This is a genomic window from Pseudomonas shirazica (assembly GCF_015168335.1).
GTDB lineage: Bacteria > Pseudomonadota > Gammaproteobacteria > Pseudomonadales > Pseudomonadaceae > Aquipseudomonas > Aquipseudomonas asiatica.
Genome location: NZ_CP063456.1, coordinates 4,965,071 through 4,985,131, shown reverse-complemented (window position 1 = coordinate 4,985,131; position 20,061 = coordinate 4,965,071). Strand labels below are relative to the sequence as shown.

The following is a 20,061-nucleotide window of genomic DNA, read 5'->3' as shown; positions in this document are numbered from 1 at the left end:
GGCAAGCCGGGCTCCCACATATACAGCGCACATCTTGAATCCGGCGCGCCCCGTTGGTAGCAACTGCCGTGCTCAATTTCTAACAGGTGGCGCGATCCCTGTGGGAGCGGGCGCGCCCGCGAACACGGGCGAAGCCCGTGCCATCCACCGCAGCACCTCATTCGCTGGGCCGCATCGGCCTCAAGGCATGCGCTGTACCTGTAGGAGCCCGGCTTGCCGGCTATGGGCCGCAAAGCTGCCCTGTTTCACCTAGGGCCAGTCTCTTGCTGGCGATCAACCGGCTTCTCCAGCCGGTCCTCGAAACTGTCCCAGTCCTCGCCAAACAGTTCCGCTGGGTGCATGGTCCGACTCGCCCCATTGCCACAGGCCAATGACTTGGCCGGGCAGTACAGGTCGCAGCCCCAGCAGATGCGCTCCGGGTGGCTGGGGGTTTTGGGGAATTTCTTGGCCATGGTTTCCTTCCCTCAAGGGCTGACTGATCTCAGGCTAAGCTGCGTGCCGGCGTCAGGCTTGATTGAGATCAATCTTGGGGGAAGGGATCATGCAGAGCGTGCTGGAAACAAAAAAGGCCCACCTTTCGGTGAGCCTATTTTGATACTGCGTATGGTGCCGGCACCAGGAATCGAACCCGGGACCTACTGATTACAAGTCAGTTGCTCTACCATCTGAGCTATACCGGCAATGGGGCGTCATTATAACGATCGGTTGGCGCCTGTAAACCACTTCGTTGCGAATGTTCGCAAATGACCTAAGTCACCGACCTGAAAGAAGAATTTTCCTACCAGCCGCGATGGATGGTGGTGACGCTTGGCTCGGTTTTACCCGGGTTGAAGAACAGCTTGTCGTTGTCGCAGCCGCGCTTGCGGCAGGGGCTTTCGGTGCGCAGGGGCAGGCCGTTGTCGCCGCCCAGCTGCATGCCGGGGTGGTTCCAGCCCAGGCTGCTGGTGGGGTGGGGAGCGGTGCCGCTGGCGCAGCCGGTCAGGGCCAGGGCGAGGGTCAGCAGGGCGAGGGGCTTGGCTTGGGTCACGATGGTCGGGTCCGTTAGTCCATTGTCGGTTCTGGCGCAACGCCAGAAGGTCGCGGGGCTGGCGGGTAGCGCGCGACGTCACTTTTTAATCATTTGGGGCGGCGGATGATACACCGTTGCGGCGGTCGGGCATTAGCTTTGTGTTGCTTGTGATGGCCTATTCGCGGGCTTGCCCGCTCCCACAGGATCTCCACAAGCCTTGAAACTGTGTAGTACTTGTGGGAACGGGCGCGCCCGCGAATAGGCCATCAGCTGTACGAAGATTCTGAACTTTAGGGCTAACAGCTTCAGGGGTTGGTGGCTTCGGAACTATCCTACGCGCGCCGCCGAAGTATCGCTGTTGTCGGGGAAATGGCTCACGGATACCGTTTTCGGGTCGCTCTGGCGACCGGGTGTGAGAACCCTGATCGAATAAGCGCTACCCATTTATGGTGGCCGTACGCGGGCAGACTTCGGTCTGGCCGGGCTTCCTTATTCGACCGGTTTCTCACCCCGCGTACGGCTGCCACCCAAATCCGTGAGAAAGATTTCTGGCAGTCCCCTCCTCGAGTAAGGATTTATGCCATGAAGAAAACCATCATCGAACCCATCACTACCGCAGGCGTGGAAACCTTCCTCGCAGCCGGTAACCCATCCCTCAATCTGCTACGCGTGGAGCCTGGCGTCCCCGTCGATGCTGCCTATGAGCATGTCTCGATCCTGATGGGCTACATCAAGCATCTGGTGCGCGAGGGGGATATGGAGGATGACCATAAATTCCTGGGCGCCGCCGATTATCTGTGCGACATGGCCAAGGCGCTGATGAACGATATCGAGATTGCCAAGAACAAGGTGCATTGAAAGTCGTAGGAGCGGGTACCGCATCGCATGGCACGGGCTTCGCCCGTGTTCGCGGGCACGCCCGCTCCCACAGGAATCGCGTAAACCTGCAGATTTCTGAGCAAGAAAAAGAACCCACAAAGGCCGTGCAAACAATGCTTGCGCCAACCACAAGAAATGTTTATGCACAAGTGGCATCGGCGACGTGCGCGAAAGGCATGCCGGATCGATACACCGCCGGTCTTTGCGCAAACGCCTGTTTTTACTGGCCTTGACGCGCAAGCCGGAATAAGCCAAACGCTTGAAATAGCGCTTGGATCCAACAGGTAATCACAAGCTTGTTCACAGAGTTATCCACAGGTTGTGCTGCGGCTAACGGTCGCGTTCGGCAAGGATTAGCAGGTTGCGCGGGGTGAGTGGGTAGTCGCAGAACAAGCCAAGGCGCACGTTGTAGCCTTGTTCTTCGAGGAACAGGGCCCGATCGAGTACCAGCCACAGCTCCAGCGGCCGGCGGAACAGTTTGCGCACGCGCTCCAGGTTGCGGACCTCGGCCAGGCGTTGCCAGCCGGCGGCTTCCAGGGCAGCCCAGTCCGGGTTGCCAGTCAGCTGCAATTGCTTGAGTTCGGCCAGGTCGCGGCAGTACTGCTCGAAGGGCTTCTCCAGCCAGGCCACGGGTAGCGACGGTGTCGGCAGGTACTCGTCGGTCTGGCGCTGCTGGCGTTGCAGCAGGTCGAAGCCCAGGCGCCGGGCCATCGAGGTGTCGCGCTGGCGCCGCACACGGGCGCCGGCGGTAACGGTTTCGCTCAGGGGCAGGCCCAGGTCGTCCAGTGACAGCCGCAGGCCGGAGGCTTGGGCGGCTGTGGATAACGCCTGGTATTGCTGCGCCGCGATGCGGTTGTAGCAGCAGGGCGCCACGGCCAGTTGTCGGCAACCTTGCTGGCTGGCCAGTTGCATCAGGCGCACATGCAGGTCGCCACAGGCGTGCAGGGCAACCACGCTTTTGTCGCCAGCCAGGTGGCGGGCGCTGTCGTTGGCCATCACATCCTGGTGCACATGCTGCGCCGGCAAGTGGTGGTGCGCGCTCAGGGCCTGGCCGGCGGCGACCAGTTCGGCGTCGTATTCCAGGCAGGTCAGTTGTTGGCCGGGTTGCAGCAGGCGGCGGCCCAGGTGGCCTTTGCCGGAGCACCAGTCCAGCCAGTGACGGGGCTGTTCGCGGAAGGCCAGGTGGCTGGCGAACGCTTCGATCTGCTGCCATTTGCGGCCGGGGACGGCTACGTCGAGGCGGTGCGCGGCGGGGGGCAGGTCGGTTTCCGGGAGGTTGCCGAGTGCCGAAAGCTGTCGGGCTTGCTGGGCCAGTTGCGGGAATGGGGCGGGCAACGGGGCAGCGGTGGTGTCGGTTTCGGCGTCTGCCAGGGAGCATTGGCGCAGGTGGGCGGCAAGCTCGGGGTGGGCGGTTTCCCAAGCCAGCTTCAGGCTGGTGAAGGGGCGGGGTTTCCACAGCTGCTGGTGCTCGATCAGGAACTGGTCGAGGGCCTGGAAGCGGGTGCTTAGGTGGGGGCTGTGGAGGTGGTTGGGCATGGCAAGGATGTGTGGTGGTTTTGAGGGCCTCTTCGCGGGCACGCCCGCTCCCACAGGTATAGCGCCACATTCAAGGTAGGCGCTACACCTGTGGGAGCGGGCGTGCCCGCGAAGCAGTCAGTGAGGTCTCAGCGGCCCTGGCACGCATCCACGCGCAACCAGCGCTCCAGCAGCTTGAAGCCCTGCACCAGCACGAACGAGATCACCAGGTAGAACACCCCGGCGGCAAAGAAGATCTCTACCGGCAAGTAGGTGCGGGCGATGATGGTACGGGCCATGCCGGTCAGTTCCAGCAGGGTCACGGTACTGGCCAGGGCGCTGGCCTTGAGCATCAGGATCACTTCGTTGCTGTACGCCGGCAGGCCGATGCGCGCGGCGCGTGGCAGCATGATGTAGAACAGCGTCTTGCCTCGCGACATGCCCAGCGCCCGCGCCGCCTCGATCTCACCCTTGGGGATCGACTGCAGCGCGCCGCGCAGGATCTCGGCGATGTAGGCAGCAGTGTGCAGGGTCATGGTCAGCACGGTGCACCAAAACGGATCGCGCAGGTACGGCCACAGCGAACTCGAACGCACCGCGTCGAACTGCGCCAGGCCGTAGTAGACCAGGAACAGCTGCACCAGCAGCGGCGTGCCACGGAAGAAGAAGATGTAGCTGAACGGCACCGCGCGCACATACCAATGGCGCGAGGAGCGGGCGATGCCCAGCGGGATGGCCAGGATCAACCCGGCAACCACCGCGATGGCTACCAGCTCCAGGGTCAGGGTCGCACCCTGGGCCAGGCGTGGCAGCCATTTGATGATGACTTCCCAATTCATTATTCAGCCCTCGCAAAGCCGCGAGCGGCGCGTTTTTCCATGAAGTGCATGCCGGTCATGGCAATGATGGTCAGGCTCAGGTAGATGCAGGCCGCGACCATGTAGAAGGTGAACGGCTCTTTGGTCACGGTCACGCCGATTTGTGCGTGGCGCATGATTTCTTCCAGGCCGATTACCGACACCAGGGCGGTGTCCTTCATCAGGATCATGAACAGGTTGCCAAGGCCGGGCAGGGCGATGCGCCACATTTGCGGCAGGATGATCCGCGACAGGATGCGGCCTTTGGACAGGCCAAGCGCCAGGCCAGCTTCACGGTGGCCCTTGGGGATCGCCAGGATGGCGCCACGGAACACTTCGGTGGCATAGGCGCCGAAGCACAGGCCCAGGGCGATCACGCCCGCAGCGAACGCGCTGAGCTCCAGGCCCGGCATGTTCAGCGCTTCACCGAGGGCGTTCATCAAGCCGACGGTGCCGAAATAGATAAGCAGTACCCACAGCAGTTCGGGCACGCCGCGAACCAGGGTCGAATAGAAGCCACCAAGCCATTGCAGCGGCTTGGTCGCGGAAGTCTTGGCCAGGGCGCCGAGCAGGCCCAGGACCAGGCCCAGCAGCAAGGCGCAAAGCGCCAGTTTTACGGTCATCAGGGTGCCGGCCATCATGGCCGGACCGAATCCGTGCAGGTCGATATTCATGGGCAGGTCATTCTAGGGACTGGCGCGCCGCAAGGGCGCGCCGGTCGGGGCGGATCATTCGATGCTGAACGGGAAGTACTTGTCGTTGATCTTCTTGTACGTGCCGTCGGCCTTGATTTCTGCCAGGGCCTTGTTCAGGTCGTCGCGCAGCTTGGTGTCACCCTTGCGAACGGCGATGCCGATCTTGTCGCTGTCCATCACTGGCTCGCCCTTGAACTCGAAGTTCGAGCCGTCTTTGCTCTTCAGCCACTCGTACTGCACGTACTTGTCGGCCAGGATGCCGTCGATGCGGCCGGAAACCAGGTCGAGGTAGGCGTTTTCCTGGGTGTCGTACAGTTTGATCTCTACGTCGTTACCGTAGTTGTCTTCCAGCCAGGTGCCAGCCAGGGTGGCGCGCTGGGTACCGATTACCTTGCCCTTGAGCGAGGCCTTGTCAGTCTTGAAGTCGACGTTTTTCGGCGCGATGAACTGCAGCTTGTTGGAGTAGTACGGCTCGGTGAAGTCCACGGCCTGCTTGCGCTCGTCGGTGATCGACAGCGACGACACCAGGAAGTCGAACTTCTTGGCGTTCAGGGCCGGGATGATGCCGTCCCAGTCGGAGGTGACGACCGAGCATTCGACTTTCATCTTGGCGCACAGGGCGTCGCCGATGTCTTTGTCGAAGCCGACCACGTTACCGCTGGCATCCTTGTTGTTGAACGGTGGGTAGGCGGCTTCGATACCCATGCGCAGTTTTTCTGCGGCCAGGGCGTTGGCCGACATCACCAGCGTGGCAGCAGCTGCCAGGAGGAACTTCTTGTAAGTGTGCATGTATTGCTCCGTTAGCGGTGGCTGGACATGAATTGCTTGCAACGCGCCGAGGTCGGGTTCTCGAAGACCTGCTGCGGCGATCCCTGCTCTTCGACCAGGCCCTGGTGCAGGAAGACGACTTCACTGGACACATGGCGGGCAAAGCTCATCTCGTGCGTCACCAGCAGCATGGTACGGCCTTCTTCGGCCAATGCGCGGATAACGTTTAGCACTTCCTGGACCATTTCCGGATCGAGCGCCGAAGTTGGCTCGTCGAACAGGATGACCTTGGGCTTCATGGCCAGGGTACGGGCAATGGCGGCGCGCTGTTGCTGGCCACCGGAAAGCTGGGCGGGGTAGCTGTGGCGCTTGTCGTAGATGCCGACCTTGTTCAGCAGGGCTTCGGCGGCTTCGATGGCCTCGGCCTTGCTCTGGCCGAGCACGCGGCGTGGCGCCTCGATGATGTTGTCGAGGATCGACATGTGCGGCCACAGGTTGAAGTTCTGGAAGACGAAACCGATCTCGCTGCGCAGGCGGTTGATCTGGCGGTTGTCGGCGGCGACCAGGTCGCCGTTCTTGGCGGCCTTGAGCTTGAGGGCTTCACCGGCAACCAGGATTTCGCCCTGGTGCGGGTTTTCGAGCAGGTTGATGCAGCGCAGCAGGGTGGATTTGCCGGAGCCGGACGACCCCAGGATGGAGATCACGTCACCGTCGCGTGCGGTCAGCGAAATGCCCTTGAGAATTTCCTGCTCGCCGTAGCGTTTGTGCAGATTGCGGATTTCCAGCGCGGGCGTGGCCTGAGCCATGTGCGGTCCTCATGTGTACGGGTGCGTTCCCAGCTGTTGGCGGCCTTCCTGGCGTGCGCCACGCTAGCATAGCGGCATTATCACGGCCAACAGGGTCGCTGGGGACTCGGGGCGCTGGTGGGGCAGTTTGTCGCATCGTTGCAGCGCAACGTCGCGCGGATGTCCGCGAAGGTGTCGCCCAGCACCAGAGCCTTGATGAAAAAAGGCGCGATGGTGCCAGCTTTGGCCCGCTCATGGAAGCGGTTTTAGACCTTTCGCGGGCACGCCCACTCCCACAGGTTCTTTGAAAAGCTCAAATGGTTGCACCTGACCTGTGGGAGCGGGCATGCCCGCGAACGGGTGCGGTCAGGTCTTTAGGTTGTACCTCCAGGTTGCACTTTTTTGCATTGCAGCGGTGCACAGGTGTTACCGGGGAGCGCCTTTGGTGCGTTTGTAAGTGGGTATTTCAGTAATCCGATGATTTGGTGGCCTTTCGGTCAGCCATTGGCCGAAAGCCCTCCAAACCGCGCGGTAAAAGGCCTGTCGGCATTTCTGACGAATGTATTCTGCACATGGCGCGCTTATTGCCAGCAGGAAACCGCCGATTGCAGCGACGCCCGGGTCAACCCCAGGCGCGCTCCGTAACCGCAGTCGGAGTGGTCCACTCCTTACAAAGGTAGTTTTAATGAGCGGTAACAATTCCAATGACCTCGCTCAGGGGCTCAAACAACGGCATGTGACCATGCTGTCCATCGCTGGCGTCATCGGTGCCGGCCTGTTCGTTGGCTCCGGCCACGCCATCGCTGCTGCCGGCCCAGCCGTGCTGCTGGCTTACGCTGCCGCCGGTACGCTGGTCGTGCTGGTGATGCGCATGTTGGGTGAAATGGCTGTCGCCTCGCCTGACACCGGTTCGTTCTCTACATATGCCGACCGCGCCATCGGGCGCTGGGCCGGTTTCACCATTGGCTGGCTGTACTGGTGGTTCTGGGTGCTGGTAATTCCGCTGGAGGCCAACGCCGCAGCGGCCATCCTGCATGCCTGGTTCCCTGCGGTCGACCTGTGGGCGTTCTCCCTGGTCATCACCTTGGCGCTGACCCTGACCAACCTGTGCAGCGTGAAGAACTACGGCGAGTTCGAGTTCTGGTTCGCTCTGCTCAAGGTTCTGGCGATCATCGGCTTCATCGCTGTGGGTTGTGCTGCCTTGTTCGGCTTTGTGCCGAGTAGCCAGGTAAGCGGTGCCAGCCACCTGTTCGACACCCAGGGCTTCATGCCTAACGGCCTGGGCGCGGTGCTGGCAGCCATGCTGACCACCATGTTCTCGTTCATGGGTACCGAAATCGTTACCATTGCCGCTGCCGAGTCGAAGGACCCGGGCAAGCAGATCAGCCGCGCCACCAACTCGGTGATCTGGCGTATCTGCCTGTTCTACCTGGTGTCGATCTTTCTGGTCGTGGCCCTGGTACCGTGGAACGACCCGGCCCTGGCCGAGACCGGTTCCTACCAGACCGTGCTGAGCCGCATCGGCGTGCCGAATGCCAAGCTGATTGTCGACATCGTCGTGCTGATCGCCGTGACCAGCTGCCTGAACTCGGCGCTGTACACCTCGTCGCGCATGCTGTTCTCGCTGAGCAAGCGTGGTGACGCCCCGGCCATTGCCCAGCGCACCACCAAGTCGGCTACCCCGCATGTGGCGGTTCTGCTGTCTACCGCAGCAGCGTTCCTTTGTGTGTTCGCCAACTTCGTGGCCCCGGCCCAGGTGTTCGAGTTCCTGCTGGCCAGCTCTGGTGCCATTGCGCTGCTGGTGTACCTGGTGATTGCCGTATCGCAGCTGCGCATGCGCGCCCAGCGTGAGGCACGCGGCGAGAAGATCACCTTCAAGATGTGGCTGTTCCCGGGCCTTACCTGGGCGACCATTGCCTTCATCATTGCCATTCTGGTGGTAATGGCGCTGCGTGAGGACCACCGCGCCGAAATCATCGCGACCGCGCTGCTGAGCATTGGTGTGGTGGCGGCTGGCTTGCTGGTGCACCGCAAGCGTGAAGCTGCCGGGCGGGTGGCGCTGGATAACTGACCCGCGCTGGCTGAAATGAAAAGGCCGCGTCCTGTGAAGGGCGCGGCCTTTTTGTTGCCTGTTCCGGCTCTTTCGCGGGCTTGCCCGCTCCCACAGGGACGGCATTGCCTTTAAGCCTGGGGTGTACCTGTGGGAGCCGGCTTGCCGGCGATAGGGCCCGGGCAGGCTACACAGCCCTGTCAGCCAAATTGCTTCTGCTGCTGTTGCTGCTTGGCAACCAGCTCCGAAGCCGCCACGTAGGCGGCCTGGAACTCATCGCTCTCCAGCCAGGCCATGGTGGCTTCTTCGTCGGCCCCATCCAGCCATTTGCGGTAGGCATTGAACACCAGCACGATGTAATCGGTGGCGTGCTCTTCCTTGTGCCCCTTGAGCACCAGGGCCAGCAGAGGGTCTACCAGGAACACCGAAATCATCGGTACCAGGCCGCCTTCCTGGGCTTCCTTCATCTTCTTGAACAGCGGGTCGTAGCTGCCCGACTCCATGGCCTTGTTGTACACCTGCTCGATGCTGGCGCTGTCACCGGCACTGGCCTTGACCGCCTGGCCGCTGCGTACCATGCGGTTCTGCTTGGCCTTGCTGGCGGCGCGCTTGGCGCGTTTCTGTTGCTTGGTTGGGGTGGCCATGGTGAATCCTTGGTGGGGCGGAAATTGCGCGTATTGAAGCGCAGCAGGCACGCCGATTCAACTGGCCTGCGGCTCTGCCTCATCTTCCTCGAAGCCGTGGGACGCTCGCCCGACCAGTAGCGCATCCGGCGCATGCGCCACGCTGCGGTCCTTGCCCGGGTAGTCCAGCGAATGCAGGAAGTGCCGGATGCAATTGATCCGCGCACGCTTCTTGTCATCGGACTTGATCACCGTCCAAGGTGCATCGGCCGTGTCGGTATGGAAGAACATCGCCTCCTTGGCTGCGGTGTAGTCCTCCCACTTGTCCAGCGACTTGATGTCGATGGGGGACAGCTTCCAGTGTTTGAGCGGGTCGTCCCGGCGCGAGATGAAGCGGCGCAGCTGCTCTTCTCGGTTCACCGAGAACCAGTACTTGAACAACAGGATGCCGCTGTTGCACAGCATGCGCTCCAACTCCGGCGCCTGGCGCATGAACTCCAGGTATTGCAGTGGCGAGCAGAAATCCATCACCTTCTCGACACCGGCGCGGTTGTACCAGGAGCGGTCGAAGAACACCATTTCACCTGCCGTGGGCAGATGTTGGATGTAGCGCTGGAAGTACCACTGTCCTTTTTCCTGCTCGGAAGGCTTCTCCAGGGCCACGATGCGCGCGCCGCGTGGGTTGAGGTGCTCCATGAACCGCTTGATGGTGCCGCCCTTGCCTGCGGCATCGCGCCCTTCGAACAGGATCACCACGCGTTGGCCGGTTTCCTTCACCCAGCTCTGTACCTTGAGCAGCTCAATCTGCAGCGCATGCTTGGCCTTCTCGTAGTCCTGGCGACGCATGCGGGTGCGGTACGGGTAGCTGGTGGGCAAGCGGGCCGAGGTGCTGTCTTCGTTGCTGCCCTTGGGGGCGGTGGCGACTTCCAGTGCAGCAGGTTGCTGGCTGATGCTGGTGATCGTCGGCTCCGGCTTGCGCTGGCGTGGGCGGCGCGTGCGGGCTGGGGTGATGGCGGGCTCGCTGGGGGCGGGGAGTAGGAGGGGGGATTCTTCGCTCATGGAGGTCCTTGCGGGTCGGGTCGGATGTCCATCTGGCATTTTAAGTCGAGCGATTGGCGGCACTTTGATATCGGTCAACGGCGCTTCCACAAACAGTTCGAAACAGCGAAAAATTGAATGTAGTGTGAACTGTGGTTCACATTTTTTTATGTGCACACCCTCCTGGCGGGTGGCGATAAAACCAGCCAGGCCAGCGATATCAAATCTGCCCTCAAGCTGGCACGCGACCTTTAGGAGGCCGCCATGACAAATATCAAGCTGACCAAATGGGACGCTGTAGACCATTTGAAGACAGAGGAAGACATGGCCCTCTACCTTGAGGCCTGTCTTGAAGAAAACGATCCAGCACTGCTTGCTGCTGCCCTTGGTGATATCGCTCGTGCCCGGGGTATGGCTCAGTTGGCGCGTGATACCGGCCTGACACGAGAAGGGCTGTATAAGGCGTTGTCTGCGGAGGGTAACCCGAGTTTGGCGACCATCATGAAGGTGATGGCGGCCCTCGGGGTCAGGCTTCATGCCGAGGTGCTGCCGCGCGCGGCGGGGTAAGGTTTAGCGATCGGGAAGGGCAGTAACGGCAGGTAACTGCCAAGCCTCCAGCAAAAATGACAGACAACAAAAAACCCGCACTAGGCGGGTTTCTTGTTGTCGCTTCGGGTAACTTTGCAACCACCAGAAGCTTGAAGGTGGTGCCCAGAGACGGAGTCGAACCGCCGACACGAGGATTTTCAATCCTCTGCTCTACCGACTGAGCTATCTGGGCGACGAGGTGAATTAAATAGACTTTCAGACCGCTCGTCAACGACTTTTTGAAAAAATTTTAAATTAATTCCGTCGCTTACGTTCCGTGGGGTCATTCCGAGGGTGGAACGTAGCCTTCCGCCTGGGCGTATTCTTCGCCGGCGAAAAACTTGTCCATCTCGCCCTGGAGGAATTTGCGGTCCTCGGCGTTCATCATGTTCAGGCGCTTTTCGTTGATCAGCATGGTCTGGTGCTTCTGCCAGTCGGCCCAGGCTTTCTGCGAGATGTGTTCGAAGATGTCCTGGCCCTTGGCGCCGGGGTAGGGCGGGCGCTCCAGGCCTGGCAGTTCTTCTTTGTACTTGCGGCACATCACGGTGCGGGTCATCGGGCATCTCCTGCAATCAGTTCGTCGGCCGCGCGTTTGAGCAGCTTTTTCACCGGGGCGGCGAGGCCCAGGCGCGGCGGGGTGGCGAGGTTATACCAGAGCCAGTCGGCCTCGGCCACGTGCTGGCCGACCGGGTCGACGCGCACCAGCCAGGGTTCGATCGCCAGCTGGAAGTGGCTGAAGGTATGGGTCAGGCCGTCCATGGCGCGGCTGTCAGCCAGGCGCAGGCCGTGCTGGTAGGCCAGGTCGTCGAGCTGGGCAATGTCGTCCAGTTCCGGCAGGCTCCACAAACCACCCCACAGGCCGCTGGACGGGCGACGGTAAAGCAGGATGGCGCCTTCGTTGTTGGCCAGCAGCGGCATCAGCGTGCGGCGTTGCGGCAGTGCCTTGCGCGGCTTGGGCTCGGGGTAGCGGGTTTCTTCACCGTGCAGGTGCGCTTCGCAGCCGCGCTGCAGCGGGCAGATCAGGCAGCTGGGCTTGCTGCGGGTGCACAGCGTGGCACCCATGTCCATCATCGCCTGGGTGTAGTGGTTGGCGCGCTGCTGTGGGGTAAAGCGTTCGGCCGTGGCCCACAGCTGGTTGGCCACCTTGGGCTCGCCGGGGTAGCCGGCCTGGGCGGTGTAGCGGGCGAGCACGCGCTTGACGTTGCCGTCGAGGATCGGTGCGCGGATGCCCATGCTGATACTGGCGATGGCGCCGGCGGTGGAGCGGCCGATGCCGGGCAGCTCGGTGAGCTGCTCGACACTCCGCGGGAATTCGCCGCCATGCTGTGCGACCACGATCTTGGCGGCCTTTTGCAGGTTGCGTGCCCGGGTGTAATAACCCAGGCCTGTCCACAGGTGCAGCACTTCGTCCTCCGGCGCTTCGGCAAGGGCCTGCACGGTCGGCAGGGCCTGCATGAAGCGGTCGAAGTAGTTGAGTACGGTGCTGACCTGGGTCTGCTGCAACATGATTTCCGACACCCACACCCGGTACGGGTTGATGCCCTGTTGCCAGGGCAGGTCGTGCCGGCCGTGTTCGTCATACCAATCCAGCACAGCGCTGGAGAACTGCTCGGGGCTCATCGCTTGAACAGCCCCTTGAGCGCATCTTTCAGTTCGGGATTCACTTTGTCTCCGAGTTTCTCATCGATCTTTTCTTGCAGGCGGTTGCCTGCAAGCTTGGCGGCTACCTTGCCCAGGCCGTCACGGTCCATGCGGCATGCCTTGGCGCCCAGCTCGAGCGGCCCGCGGCAGCGCAACGGAATCTCGACACCGGCAAAGCGCTCATTGACCTGGCAGGCCGGGTCCGGCATGGCGCGCTGGTCGCCCTCGACGATCACGCCGACGTTGTAGTCCATGCCCAGTACACGCAGGTCGAGGTCACCATGGCCGTTGACGGTCAGGCCCGGGATACGCGCCTTGAGGTCCGGGTTGCTGGCAACGCCATTGCGTACCACCAGGCTGCCTCGCAGTTCCTGGAAGGGGGTGTCCTTGCCACGTGGCTCGCCACTGAGGGGCTTGCGGTTCAGTGTGGCGATGGCCTGGCACAGTTGCTGTTCCAGGTTGGCATTGACCAGCACGCCATCATTGATGACAAAGTTGGCGTTGCCGTTGAGGGTGTCGACCAGGGCCTTCTGGCTGTTGCCGGTGGCGGTCAGGTCGCTGGTCAGGGTCAGCAGGCCTTTGACCGGTGGCGTCTGCTCTTTGCCCTCGGTCTTGATGAAGTGTTCCACCGGCACCCGTTGGATGCTGGTGTTGACGCCCAGTTGCGGCACGGCAGGGCGCACATCGACCGTGCCCTTGGCCTCGAAGGTGCCGTTGTACAGTTCACCGCGCAGGGTTTGCAGGGTCAGCAGGCCGCCCTGGCCGATCGCCTTGAGCTGGGCGTCTTCGATCGGCAGTTTGTCCAGGGTCAGCGAACCGAAGGCCAGGTCGGCTTGCAGGTCGAGGACGCGCAGGCGGTCGACCGGCAGCAGCTTGTCGTCGCTCCAGGCGACCTGGGTCGGGGCGTTGGGGAGTGGCGTGGTGCCAGGGCCGGCGACCGCGGTGGCTTCCTGTTGCTTGACCTCGGCCTGACGCGCGGCGGTGGCGCCCTTGGCCTCTTCACTCTTGGCCGGCAGGTAGCGGTCGGCGTTGAAGGTGTCACCCTTGAGCTGCAGGCGCAGGGCCTGTTTGGCGAAGTCTTCGACGGCCACGCGGCCAGTGAAGGTGCTGTCGTCCAGCTTCACCGCCAGGTCTTCCAGGGCCAGGCTGTTCGGCGTGCCCTGCAGGCGGGTGACCAGTTCCAGCTTGGCGAAGGCCGCCGGGTCGTTGGTGGCCGGCAGCGGGCGGCCGATGCTGTCGAGGAAGGTGCGCAGGTCGAACTGGGCGATGGACAGGCCGCCGCTCAGCTGCGGTGCCTTGTCCAGGTCTCGCAGGTTCAGCTCGCCCAGGGCGCGCAGCTGGTTGGCCGAGACTTTCAGGCCGTTCCACGAGGCGACATTGGCGGCCAGGTCGACCAGCAATTGGCCTTGGGCGGCGAAGGTCACGGTCTTGCCGCCGGTGGGCTCACCCGAGGTTTCGCCCGACAGGCGCATGTCTTCGAAGTTGTAGCGCTTGAGCTTGCGGTCGAAGCGCAGCTCGCCGGCCAGTTCGGTGCGGGCCTTGATGTTCGGCTGGCTGGCGCTGAGGAAGGCGCTGGCCTTGAGTGGAATGTTCGCCCCTTCGTGGACCGGGCCGGTGCTCAGCTGGATGCTTTCGGCGCTGTAGCTCTGGCCGGTCTTGGCATCGGTGTATTGCACGCGGGCGTTGTTCACGGTCAGGCTGTCGATGTCCAGCTTGACGGCGCGTTCATTGCTGGCGACTGGTGCCGACGCCTGTTCGGCCGGTGCCTGGGCTGGAGCACTGGCCTGCCCATCGGCACTGGCGCCGTTCTGCGTGGGCAGCGGCTTGCCGATGTCTTCCCAGTTGCCATGGCCCTGTTCGTCACGGGCCAGGGTCAGGTTCAGGCCCTCGACGCGCACGTCGCTCATCTGCACTTCGCGGCGCAGCAGTGGCAGCACACGTACAGAAAGCCCGAGCATCTGCAGGTCGGCGAAGGGCTCCTTGGGTTTGTTCAAGGTGGCGATGCTCGCATCGTGCAACTCCAGGCCCAGCCACGGGAACAGACTCCAGCCAATGTCACCGTTGAGGGTCAGCTCGACGTGAGCCTTGTCACGTGCCAGCTGGCGAATCTCGTCTTTGTAGTCGTTGGGATCGAAGAGGTGGGTCAGGGCGAAGCCCAGCGCCACGATGATCAGCAGCAACCCGAGAAGCCCAAGTCCCAGGATTTTGCCGAACGCTTTCATGGGCGAGTCCTTGTAGTCCGTTTTTTAAATTCAAGCGCCAGAGTATAGCGCCGCAGTGGTTACCCCTGCGTATTCGACTAGAGATACGGGGCATTTCCTACGCGTACAGCAGATGGTACGGCTTTCGACAGCCATGATTTTGTCAGTTCCGAATGTGTGGCCTGTACTGGCCCTATCGCCGGTATAGGCAACATGACCGTTTCAGCCGAGCAAAAATTAACGATATCAGATTGCTTTCACGCTATTTGATACTGCTACCCTTGCGCCGCTTTGCCTGCACCCTCCCTATAAGAAGGATCTGATCCATGAGCAGTACCGTCGCGGCGGGGACCTTGGCCAGTGCGCCAGGCTTCCTGTCGAAGGAGCGCATCATCGCCCGTCCGGGCTTCAACCGCTGGCTGGTCCCACCGGCCGCCCTTGCCATCCACCTGTGCATCGGCATGGCCTATGGCTTCTCGGTGTTCTGGCTGCCGCTGTCGCAAGCCCTAGGCATCACCGCCCCGGTCGTCTGCGCGGCGGACATGGGCTTCATGGCCCGTATGTTCAGCGCCGAATGCGATTGGCCGATTTCCATGCTGAGCTGGATCTACACCCTGTTCTTCGTCTTCCTCGGTTGCTCGGCGGCCGTGCTGGGTGGTTGGCTGGAACACGCCGGCCCGCGCAAGGCCGGCCTGGTGTCGGCGCTGTGCTGGTGCGGTGGCATGCTGATTTCGGCGATTGGCGTGAAAACCCATCAGCTGTGGCTGATGTGGCTGGGTTCCGGCGTAATCGGGGGTATCGGCCTGGGCCTGGGCTACATCTCGCCGGTGTCGACCTTGATCAAGTGGTTCCCGGACAAGCGCGGCATGGCCACCGGCATGGCGATCATGGGCTTCGGTGGCGGGGCCATGGTCGGTGCACCACTGGCCACCGCGCTGATGGGCCATTTCGGCAATGCGCAGGAAGTGGGCGTGTGGCAGAGCTTCGTCGTCATGGCGGCGATCTACTTCGTGTTCATGACCGCCGGTGCCCTGGCGTATCGCGTACCGCCAACCGGCTGGAAGCCCGAAGGCTGGAGCGCCCCAGTGAAGAAAGCTGGCAACACCATGGTCACCGACCGCCACGTGCACGTCAGCGTGGCCTGGAAGACCCCGCAGTTCGCGCTGATCTGGCTGGTGCTGTGCCTGAACGTGTCAGCGGGTATCGGCATCCTCGGCATGGCTTCGCCGTTGCTGCAGGAAGTGTTCGCCGGCAAGCTGCTGGGCAACGGGCTGAGCTTCAGCGAGCTGAACAGCGCCCAGCTGGCGCAGATTGCCGCGATCGCCGCCGGCTTCACCGGCCTGCTGAGCCTGTTCAACATCGGCGGCCGGTTCTTCTGGGCGTCGTTCTCGGACTACATTGGCCGCAAGAACACCTATTTCGCCTTCTTTGCCCTGGGCGTGGGCTTGTACAGCCTGGTGCCGAACATGGGGCACCTGGGTAACGTGGCGCTGTTCGTGGCGGCGTTCTGCATCATCCTGTCGATGTACGGTGGTGGTTTTGCCACGGTACCGGCCTACCTGGCCGACCTGTTCGGCACGCAGATGGTCGGCGCCATTCATGGCCGCCTGCTGACCGCCTGGGCGGCGGCGGGGGTGCTGGGGCCGGTGCTTATCACCTACCTGCGCGAGTACCAGTTGGCGGCCGGGGTGGAGCGTGCGGCTGCTTATGACATGACCCTGTACATCCTCGCCGGCCTGCTGGTGCTGGGCTTTGTCTGCAACATGCTGGTGCGACCGGTGGCCGACAAGCATTTCATGAGCGATGCCGAACTGGCTGCCGAGCGGGCGTTGAGCCATGACAAGGGCGCCGACGGGGCGCGCTCGCTGGAGTGGAAGGCGGCGCCGGGTAGCCTGCCGCTGGTGCTGCTGGCCTGGGCAGTGGTGGTCGTGCCGTTGGCCTGGGGCGTTTGGATTACCCTGCAGAAGACGGCTGTGCTGTTCCATTGATCAGTGGTAAAACCGGCTGACTTTGCTGGCTGTACTAGCCCTATCGCCGGCAAGCCAGCTCCCACAGGTATGCTACAGGCCTGGAAGATTGTGAGGCCCCTGTGGGAGCTGGCTTGCCGGCGATGGGCTGCAAAGCAGCCCCAAGCCATGCGGTTGTATAGACCTGTAACGGTATCCAGCCTGCGTAATTCCGCGTTTTGCCATATGTCATCCGCGTTTCAAGCCGGCGCGTTCTAGGCCTATAATGAAGCCCTTTTCGCCTAATGATTTTGCGGAGCTGGTGATGGTCGAACGTAAGGCTTCCGTCGAGCGCAATACCCTGGAAACCCAGGTCAAGTGCTCGATCAACCTCGATGGCAGTGGCAAGGCCCGATTCGATATCGGTGTGCCTTTCCTTGAACACATGCTGGACCAGATTGCCCGCCATGGGCTGATCGATCTGGATATCGAGTGCAAGGGTGACACGCATATCGACGATCACCATACCGTCGAAGACGTCGGCATCACCCTGGGCATGGCATTTGCCCAGGCCATCGGTGACAAGAAGGGCATCTTCCGCTACGGCCACGCCTATGTGCCGCTGGACGAAGCGCTGTCGCGCGTGGTCATCGACTTCTCCGGTCGCCCGGGCCTGCAGATGCATGTGCCGTACACCCGCGCCAGCGTCGGTGGCTTCGATGTCGACCTGTTCCAGGAGTTCTTCCAGGGCTTCGTCAACCACGCCCTGGTCACCCTGCACATCGACAACCTGCGTGGCCACAACACCCACCACCAGATCGAGACCGTGTTCAAGGCTTTCGGCCGCGCCCTGCGCATGGCCATTACCCTCGACGAGCGCATGGCCGGGCAGATGCCTTCCACCAAAGGGTGCCTGTAAATGCAGACGGTAGCCGTAATCGACTATGGCATGGGCAACCTGCACTCGGTGGCCAAGGCGCTCGAGCATGTAGGTGCCGGCAAGGTACTGGTCACCAGTGATGCCACGGTCATCCGCGAAGCCGACCGCGTGGTATTCCCGGGCGTGGGCGCGATTCGCGACTGCATGGCAGAAATCCGCCGCCTGGGCTTCGACAGCCTGGTGCGTGAAGTCAGCCAGGACCGCCCGTTCCTCGGCATCTGCGTGGGTATGCAGGCACTGCTCGACCACAGCGAAGAAAACGACGGTGTCGACTGTATCGGCCTGTTCCCCGGCCAGGTTCGCTTCTTCGGCAAAGACCTGCAGGAAGACGGCGAGCACCTGAAGGTGCCGCACATGGGCTGGAACGAAGTCGGCCAGACCAACGACCACCCGCTGTGGCACGACATCCCCGACCGTGCGCGGTTCTACTTCGTGCACAGCTATTACATCAATGCCGGCAAGCCGGCCCAGGTGGTCGGCCGCGGCCATTACGGTGTCGATTTCGCCGCTGCACTGGCCGATGGCTCGCGCTTTGCCGTGCAGTTCCACCCGGAGAAGAGCCATACCCATGGCCTGCAGCTGCTGCAGAACTTCGTCGCCTGGGACGGGCGCTGGTAAATGAGCAGGTCGAAGACCAAGGCCCCGGTCATCACCCTGGCCCCCGAGCAGGAGCGCGAAGCGCTGCACACGCTCAAGCGCTTCCTCGAAGATCGTTTCGAGCTGGAGCTGGGGTCGTTCGAAGTGGCCGAAGTCCTCGAACTGTTCAGCAAAGAAATTGCACCCCTTTACTACAACAGGGCGATTGCCGATGTTCAGCTGCACCTCAAGGAGCGGTTCGAGAGCATCGAAAGCGATCTGTGGGCGCTCGAGAAGCCCTGAAACCCCAAGAACAGACAGGTTCCCAAGATGCTGATTATCCCCGCTATCGATCTGAAGGACGGTGCCTGCGTGCGCCTGCGCCAGGGCCGCATGGAAGACTCCACGGTATTTTCCGACGACCCGGTGAGCATGGCCGCCAAGTGGGTCGAGGGTGGCTGCCGCCGCCTGCACCTGGTCGACCTCAACGGCGCCTTCGAAGGCCAGCCGGTCAACGGTGAAGTGGTCACCGCCATTGCCAAGCGCTACCCGACCCTGCCGATCCAGATCGGCGGTGGCATCCGCTCGCTGGAAACCATCGAGCACTACGTCAAGGCTGGCGTCAGCTACGTGATCATCGGCACCAAGGCGGTCAAGCAGCCAGAGTTCGTTGCCGAAGCGTGCAAGGCCTTCCCGGGCAAGGTCATCGTTGGCCTGGACGCCAAGGACGGCTTTGTCGCCACCGACGGCTGGGCTGAAGTGAGCTCGGTTCAGGTCATCGACCTGGCCAAGCGTTTCGAGGCCGATGGCGTCTCGGCGATCGTCTACACCGACATCGCCAAGGACGGCATGATGCAAGGCTGCAACGTGCCGTTCACCAAGGCGCTGGCAGAAGCCACTTCGATCCCGGTGATCGCCTCGGGCGGCATCCACAATCTGGGCGACATCAAGGCCCTGCTGGACGCCAAGGCCCCGGGCATCATCGGCGCCATCACCGGCCGTGCCATCTACGAAGGCACCCTCGATGTCGCCGAGGCCCAGACCTTCTGCGACAACTACCAAGGCTGAGGACTGAACCATGGCACTGGCCAAGCGCATCATCCCTTGCCTGGACGTGGACAACGGCCGGGTGGTCAAGGGCGTCAAGTTCGAGAACATCCGTGATGCTGGCGACCCGGTGGAAATCGCCCGTCGCTACGACGAGCAAGGTGCCGACGAAATCACCTTCCTCGACATCACTGCCAGCGTCGACGGCCGCGACACTACCCTGCATACCGTCGAGCGCATGGCCAGCCAGGTGTTCATCCCGCTGACCGTGGGCGGTGGCGTGCGCACCGTGCAGGACATCCGCAACCTGCTCAATGCCGGTGCCGACAAGGTCTCGATCAACACGGCCGCGGTGTTCAACCCAGAGTTTGTCGGCGAGGCCGCGGACCGTTTCGGTTCGCAGTGCATCGTCGTCGCCATTGATGCCAAGAAGGTGTCCGGGCCTGGCGAAGAACCACGCTGGGAAATCTTCACCCACGGCGGGCGCAAGCCGACCGGGCTGGATGCCGTTGAATGGGCGAAGAAGATGGAAGGCCTGGGTGCTGGCGAGATCCTGCTGACCAGCATGGATCAGGACGGCATGAAGAACGGCTTCGACCTGGGTGTTACCCGTGCGATCAGTGATGCGCTGGGTATTCCGGTGATTGCTTCGGGCGGTGTGGGTAACCTGCAGCACTTGGCTGACGGCATTCTGGAAGGGCATGCCAGTGCGGTGCTGGCTGCCAGTATCTTCCACTTCGGTGAGTACACGGTGCCGGAAGCCAAGGCCTACATGGCTTCGCGCGGGATCGTCGTTCGCTGACCCATTGTTGGGAGGGCTTTGCCCTCCTTTCGCGACACAAGGCCGCCCCTACAGGGATATGCGTTCCCCTGTAGGAGCGGCCTTGTGTCGCGAAAGGGCCG

At 62.3% G+C, this 20,061-nt stretch carries 21 protein-coding genes and 2 tRNA genes; 9 read left to right on the top strand and 14 right to left on the bottom strand.

The features are described from left to right. Window positions 1-245: 245 nt before the first annotated feature. The 3 genes from IMX18_RS23040 to IMX18_RS23030 form a co-directional block, all read right to left on the bottom strand. Complete coding sequence (locus IMX18_RS23040; protein ID WP_015268624.1) at window positions 246-452, bottom strand: DUF3079 domain-containing protein; 207 nt, start codon at window positions 450-452, stop codon at window positions 246-248. A gap of 152 nt (window positions 453-604) precedes the next feature. Beyond that, window positions 605-680: transfer RNA gene (locus IMX18_RS23035), tRNA-Thr, on the bottom strand. A 98-nt stretch (window positions 681-778) separates the two neighbouring features. Further along, window positions 779-1,027, bottom strand: coding sequence for a hypothetical protein (locus IMX18_RS23030; RefSeq protein WP_015268625.1), 249 nt, complete (start codon window positions 1,025-1,027; stop codon window positions 779-781). A gap of 564 nt (window positions 1,028-1,591) precedes the next feature. Between IMX18_RS23030 and IMX18_RS23025 the strand changes: the two genes are divergently transcribed. Beyond that, window positions 1,592-1,867 carry a DUF3077 domain-containing protein gene (locus IMX18_RS23025; RefSeq protein WP_015268626.1) on the top strand — a complete coding sequence of 92 codons (276 nt, stop codon included), beginning with the start codon at window positions 1,592-1,594 and terminating at the stop codon, window positions 1,865-1,867. A 351-nt stretch (window positions 1,868-2,218) separates the two neighbouring features. On the opposite strand, the gene IMX18_RS23020 is transcribed toward IMX18_RS23025, so the two are convergent. The 5 genes from IMX18_RS23020 to IMX18_RS23000 form a co-directional block, all read right to left on the bottom strand. Continuing rightward, the gene (locus IMX18_RS23020) at window positions 2,219-3,424 is read right to left on the bottom strand and encodes a methyltransferase (RefSeq protein WP_217190241.1); all 1,206 of its coding nucleotides are present in this window, start codon (window positions 3,422-3,424) and stop codon (window positions 2,219-2,221) included. Between the two features lie 128 nt (window positions 3,425-3,552). After that, window positions 3,553-4,242, bottom strand: coding sequence for an ABC transporter permease (locus IMX18_RS23015; protein WP_015268628.1), 690 nt, complete (start codon window positions 4,240-4,242; stop codon window positions 3,553-3,555). Then, window positions 4,242-4,934, bottom strand: coding sequence for an ABC transporter permease (locus IMX18_RS23010; protein WP_015268629.1), 693 nt, complete (start codon window positions 4,932-4,934; stop codon window positions 4,242-4,244). The genes IMX18_RS23015 and IMX18_RS23010 overlap by 1 nt, the downstream gene beginning before the upstream one ends. A 54-nt stretch (window positions 4,935-4,988) precedes the next feature. After that, on the bottom strand, window positions 4,989-5,744 hold the full coding sequence (locus IMX18_RS23005; protein WP_015268630.1) for an ABC transporter substrate-binding protein: 756 nt from the start codon (window positions 5,742-5,744) through the stop codon (window positions 4,989-4,991). 11 nt (window positions 5,745-5,755) lie between these two features. After that, the gene (locus IMX18_RS23000; RefSeq protein ID WP_003257472.1) at window positions 5,756-6,529 is read right to left on the bottom strand and encodes an ABC transporter ATP-binding protein; all 774 of its coding nucleotides are present in this window, start codon (window positions 6,527-6,529) and stop codon (window positions 5,756-5,758) included. A gap of 664 nt (window positions 6,530-7,193) precedes the next feature. Here IMX18_RS23000 and gabP point away from each other — a divergent pair. After that, window positions 7,194-8,579: a GABA permease gene (gabP, locus tag IMX18_RS22995; protein ID WP_013970487.1), complete on the top strand. Its 1,386-nt coding sequence runs from the start codon at window positions 7,194-7,196 to the stop codon at window positions 8,577-8,579. A 179-nt stretch (window positions 8,580-8,758) separates the two neighbouring features. Here gabP and IMX18_RS22990 read toward each other — a convergent pair whose 3' ends face one another. Together IMX18_RS22990 and ppk2 are read right to left on the bottom strand one after the other, a co-directional pair. Beyond that, window positions 8,759-9,202 carry a hypothetical protein gene (locus IMX18_RS22990; RefSeq protein ID WP_013970488.1) on the bottom strand — a complete coding sequence of 148 codons (444 nt, stop codon included), beginning with the start codon at window positions 9,200-9,202 and terminating at the stop codon, window positions 8,759-8,761. 57 nt (window positions 9,203-9,259) lie between these two features. Beyond that, on the bottom strand, window positions 9,260-10,240 hold the full coding sequence (ppk2, locus tag IMX18_RS22985) for a polyphosphate kinase 2 (RefSeq protein WP_015268631.1): 981 nt from the start codon (window positions 10,238-10,240) through the stop codon (window positions 9,260-9,262). 243 nt (window positions 10,241-10,483) lie between these two features. Here ppk2 and IMX18_RS22980 point away from each other — a divergent pair, with 243 nt between their 5' ends. After that, entirely contained in the window at window positions 10,484-10,786 is a 303-nt protein-coding gene (locus IMX18_RS22980; RefSeq protein WP_015268632.1) for an addiction module antidote protein, read from the top strand. A 138-nt stretch (window positions 10,787-10,924) separates the two neighbouring features. On the opposite strand, the gene IMX18_RS22975 is transcribed toward IMX18_RS22980, so the two are convergent. The 4 genes from IMX18_RS22975 to IMX18_RS22960 all read right to left on the bottom strand — a co-directional run bounded on the left by IMX18_RS22975 (window position 10,925) and on the right by IMX18_RS22960 (window position 14,670). Further along, a tRNA-Phe gene (locus IMX18_RS22975) sits at window positions 10,925-11,000 on the bottom strand. A gap of 90 nt (window positions 11,001-11,090) precedes the next feature. Next, window positions 11,091-11,363, bottom strand: a complete 273-nt coding sequence (locus IMX18_RS22970; protein ID WP_003257478.1) for an oxidative damage protection protein — start codon at window positions 11,361-11,363, stop codon at window positions 11,091-11,093. Continuing rightward, entirely contained in the window at window positions 11,360-12,427 is a 1,068-nt protein-coding gene (gene mutY / locus IMX18_RS22965; RefSeq protein ID WP_015268633.1) for an A/G-specific adenine glycosylase, read from the bottom strand. The genes IMX18_RS22970 and mutY overlap by 4 nt, the downstream gene beginning before the upstream one ends. Beyond that, entirely contained in the window at window positions 12,424-14,670 is a 2,247-nt protein-coding gene (locus tag IMX18_RS22960) for an AsmA family protein (RefSeq protein ID WP_191472015.1), read from the bottom strand. The genes mutY and IMX18_RS22960 overlap by 4 nt, the downstream gene beginning before the upstream one ends. 305 nt (window positions 14,671-14,975) lie before the next feature. Here IMX18_RS22960 and IMX18_RS22955 point away from each other — a divergent pair, with 305 nt between their 5' ends. The 6 genes from IMX18_RS22955 to hisF all read left to right on the top strand — a co-directional run bounded on the left by IMX18_RS22955 (window position 14,976) and on the right by hisF (window position 19,960). Further along, window positions 14,976-16,637 carry an OFA family MFS transporter gene (locus IMX18_RS22955; protein ID WP_061303823.1) on the top strand — a complete coding sequence of 554 codons (1,662 nt, stop codon included), beginning with the start codon at window positions 14,976-14,978 and terminating at the stop codon, window positions 16,635-16,637. 283 nt (window positions 16,638-16,920) lie between these two features. Beyond that, window positions 16,921-17,514 carry an imidazoleglycerol-phosphate dehydratase HisB gene (gene hisB / locus IMX18_RS22950; protein WP_003255736.1) on the top strand — a complete coding sequence of 198 codons (594 nt, stop codon included), beginning with the start codon at window positions 16,921-16,923 and terminating at the stop codon, window positions 17,512-17,514. Further along, window positions 17,515-18,153 carry an imidazole glycerol phosphate synthase subunit HisH gene (gene hisH, locus IMX18_RS22945; protein ID WP_013970493.1) on the top strand — a complete coding sequence of 213 codons (639 nt, stop codon included), beginning with the start codon at window positions 17,515-17,517 and terminating at the stop codon, window positions 18,151-18,153. Further along, complete coding sequence (locus IMX18_RS22940; RefSeq protein WP_003257483.1) at window positions 18,154-18,414, top strand: DUF2164 domain-containing protein; 261 nt, start codon at window positions 18,154-18,156, stop codon at window positions 18,412-18,414. Between the two features lie 27 nt (window positions 18,415-18,441). Continuing rightward, a complete protein-coding gene (hisA, locus tag IMX18_RS22935) occupies window positions 18,442-19,179 on the top strand; it encodes a 1-(5-phosphoribosyl)-5-[(5-phosphoribosylamino)methylideneamino]imidazole-4-carboxamide isomerase (RefSeq protein WP_015268636.1) in 738 nt (245 codons plus the stop codon). A gap of 10 nt (window positions 19,180-19,189) precedes the next feature. After that, a complete protein-coding gene (hisF, locus tag IMX18_RS22930; protein ID WP_013970495.1) occupies window positions 19,190-19,960 on the top strand; it encodes an imidazole glycerol phosphate synthase subunit HisF in 771 nt (256 codons plus the stop codon). Window positions 19,961-20,061: the final 101 nt, after the last annotated feature.

Coding starts and splice junctions, on each gene's coding strand:
- IMX18_RS22990 (WP_013970488.1), bottom strand. CDS start 9,202: ATGGCCACCCCAACCAAGCAACAGAAACGCGCCAAGCGCGCCGCCAGC.
- IMX18_RS23040 (WP_015268624.1), bottom strand. CDS start 452: ATGGCCAAGAAATTCCCCAAAACCCCCAGCCACCCGGAGCGCATCTGC.
- IMX18_RS23015 (WP_015268628.1), bottom strand. CDS start 4,242: ATGAATTGGGAAGTCATCATCAAATGGCTGCCACGCCTGGCCCAGGGT.
- gabP (WP_013970487.1), top strand. CDS start 7,194: ATGAGCGGTAACAATTCCAATGACCTCGCTCAGGGGCTCAAACAACGG.
- IMX18_RS23010 (WP_015268629.1), bottom strand. CDS start 4,934: ATGAATATCGACCTGCACGGATTCGGTCCGGCCATGATGGCCGGCACC.
- IMX18_RS23025 (WP_015268626.1), top strand. CDS start 1,592: ATGAAGAAAACCATCATCGAACCCATCACTACCGCAGGCGTGGAAACC.
- IMX18_RS23005 (WP_015268630.1), bottom strand. CDS start 5,744: ATGCACACTTACAAGAAGTTCCTCCTGGCAGCTGCTGCCACGCTGGTG.
- hisA (WP_015268636.1), top strand. CDS start 18,442: ATGCTGATTATCCCCGCTATCGATCTGAAGGACGGTGCCTGCGTGCGC.
- IMX18_RS23020 (WP_217190241.1), bottom strand. CDS start 3,424: ATGCCCAACCACCTCCACAGCCCCCACCTAAGCACCCGCTTCCAGGCC.
- IMX18_RS22970 (WP_003257478.1), bottom strand. CDS start 11,363: ATGACCCGCACCGTGATGTGCCGCAAGTACAAAGAAGAACTGCCAGGC.
- hisB (WP_003255736.1), top strand. CDS start 16,921: ATGGTCGAACGTAAGGCTTCCGTCGAGCGCAATACCCTGGAAACCCAG.
- hisH (WP_013970493.1), top strand. CDS start 17,515: ATGCAGACGGTAGCCGTAATCGACTATGGCATGGGCAACCTGCACTCG.
- IMX18_RS22955 (WP_061303823.1), top strand. CDS start 14,976: ATGAGCAGTACCGTCGCGGCGGGGACCTTGGCCAGTGCGCCAGGCTTC.
- IMX18_RS22980 (WP_015268632.1), top strand. CDS start 10,484: ATGACAAATATCAAGCTGACCAAATGGGACGCTGTAGACCATTTGAAG.
- ppk2 (WP_015268631.1), bottom strand. CDS start 10,240: ATGAGCGAAGAATCCCCCCTCCTACTCCCCGCCCCCAGCGAGCCCGCC.
- IMX18_RS22960 (WP_191472015.1), bottom strand. CDS start 14,670: ATGAAAGCGTTCGGCAAAATCCTGGGACTTGGGCTTCTCGGGTTGCTG.
- IMX18_RS22940 (WP_003257483.1), top strand. CDS start 18,154: ATGAGCAGGTCGAAGACCAAGGCCCCGGTCATCACCCTGGCCCCCGAG.
- IMX18_RS23000 (WP_003257472.1), bottom strand. CDS start 6,529: ATGGCTCAGGCCACGCCCGCGCTGGAAATCCGCAATCTGCACAAACGC.
- mutY (WP_015268633.1), bottom strand. CDS start 12,427: ATGAGCCCCGAGCAGTTCTCCAGCGCTGTGCTGGATTGGTATGACGAA.
- hisF (WP_013970495.1), top strand. CDS start 19,190: ATGGCACTGGCCAAGCGCATCATCCCTTGCCTGGACGTGGACAACGGC.